This is a genomic window from Albidovulum sp. (assembly GCF_049646345.1).
Classification (GTDB): Bacteria; Pseudomonadota; Alphaproteobacteria; order Rhodobacterales; family Rhodobacteraceae; genus Albidovulum.
Genome location: NZ_JBARVQ010000495.1, coordinates 1 through 1,790, shown reverse-complemented (window position 1 = coordinate 1,790; position 1,790 = coordinate 1). Strand labels below are relative to the sequence as shown.

The 1,790-nt window shown below is 62.3% G+C and carries 1 protein-coding gene and 1 pseudogene; one reads left to right on the top strand and one right to left on the bottom strand.

Features of this window, described 5'->3' with window-relative positions:
* A pseudogene (locus tag WBB85_RS12445) lies at positions 1 to 322 on the top strand (hypothetical protein); the annotation flags it as partial.
* Between the two features lie 95 nt (positions 323 to 417).
* Here the strand turns inward: WBB85_RS12445 and WBB85_RS12440 are convergent.
* Positions 418 to 1,716 (bottom strand): pyruvate dehydrogenase complex dihydrolipoamide acetyltransferase, encoded by a 1,299-nt coding sequence (locus WBB85_RS12440; protein WP_432638929.1) that lies wholly within the window; start codon positions 1,714 to 1,716, stop codon positions 418 to 420.
* Between the last annotated feature and the right edge of the window lie 74 nt (positions 1,717 to 1,790).

Below are 1,790 nucleotides of genomic sequence, written 5' to 3'. Positions count from 1 at the left end.
CCGACCAGAACCGCTTCTTCTGACCCTTCTTGCCCGCCATAGCCGCCCTCAAGATGTCCACTATCAATGGTGGACACTTATCAACACACTCTACGGACCGTCAGAGCAGTCAGGCCGGACGCTTACGTATGTGTTGCTGGCACTGCTGATAAACCTGCCCGGCAATTCATTGCTGGGCGGTGGCGGTGGCATCCTGCTGCTGGCGGGGATGAGCAGGCTCTTTTCGCCGCTCGCCACGCTTGCCACCGTGGCCATCGCCGTAGCACCAGTGCCGATCCTGGTCTATCTGATGGGCGAAGGGCACCCCCTGCCGGGGTTCTGACGTTTATCCCATTCGCAATTCGTGTTCGTCCGTGCAAATGAAAAGGCCGGGGCGCATAACCCCGGCTCTTTCGTATTTCATGAAGCGTTTCGAGTTCAGGCCAACATCGACATCGGGCTTTCTAGATAGCCGACAATGGCTTTCAAAAGCTCCGCGCCAAGCGCGCCGTCGATGACACGGTGATCGACCGAAAGCGTCATCGACATCACGGTTGCCACGCCGATCTCTCCATCTGACTTCACCACCGGCTTCTTGATCCCGGCACCGACGGCCAGGATCGCGCCGTGGGGCGGGTTGATGACCGCATCGAAATTCTCGATCCCCATCATGCCAAGGTTGGAAATCGCAAAGCTGCCGCCCTGATATTCATGCGGCGCAAGCTTTCGGTTGCGGGCGCGGGTGGCGAGGTCTTTCATCTCGGCTGAAAGGGTGGAGAGGGTCTTTTTCTCGGCATCCTTCAGAACCGGCGTGAAGAGCCCGCCTTCGATGGCGACGGCCACGGCTACATCCGACGGTTTCAGCTTCAGCATCCGGTCACCGGCCCAGACCGCATTGGCGTCCGGCACATCCTGCAGCGCCAGCGCGCAGGCCTTGATGATGAAGTCATTGACCGAAAGCTTCACGCCGCGTGCTTCCAACTGCCCGTTCAACTGGCTGCGGAATGCCATCAGCGCATCGAGCTGCACCTCGCGGCGCAGGTAGAAATGCGGGATCGTCTGCTTGGCCTCGGTCAGCCGTACGGCGATGGTCTTGCGCATGCCGTCGAGCGGCACTTCTTCGTAGTCCCGGCCTTCATACATCCGTGCGACCATATCGGACGACGGACCAGCGGGCGCAGCGGTCGGTGCCGCCGCGGGTGTGGCTGCCGGGGCCGATGCGGTTTTTGGCGCAGCGCTTGCCCCTTCGACATCCACTTTGACGATCCGGCCATGCGGGCCGGTACCGGTCAGTGTCGCGATGTCGATACCCTTTTCCTTGGCCAGACGCCGGGCCAGCGGCGAGGCGATGATCCGTTTACCGTCGGCTTTCGGTGCCGCCGGAGCCGGGGTTGCGGCGGGAGTTGGGGCCGATACCGCAGCCGCCGGTGCCGGGGTGGCCTGAGGTCCCGGCGCGGGGGCCGGGACTGCGGTGGGCGCGGCATCGGCGCTTTCGCCTTCCTCGATGAGAACGGCGATGGGCGTGTTGACCTTCACTCCCGCCGTGCCTTCGGCGATCAGGATGAGGCCCATGATGCCTTCATCGACCGCCTCGAATTCCATCGTCGCCTTGTCGGTCTCGATCTCGGCCAGGATATCGCCGGAGGAGACGGTGTCGCCCTCCTTCACCAGCCATTTCGCGAGCGTGCCTTCTTCCATCGTCGGCGACAGCGCGGGCATCAGAATTTCGGTTGCCATGTCTCTGCCTCCTCAGCGATAGGTGACTTTTTTCACTGCCGCGACCACTTCATCCGGGGTGATCAGTGCCAGCT

What these genes read in the sequence shown, in the direction of transcription:
- WBB85_RS12440 (WP_432638929.1), bottom strand. Translation starts at nt 1,716, where the DNA reads ATGGCAACCGAAATTCTGATGCCCGCGCTGTCGCCGACGATGGAAGAA.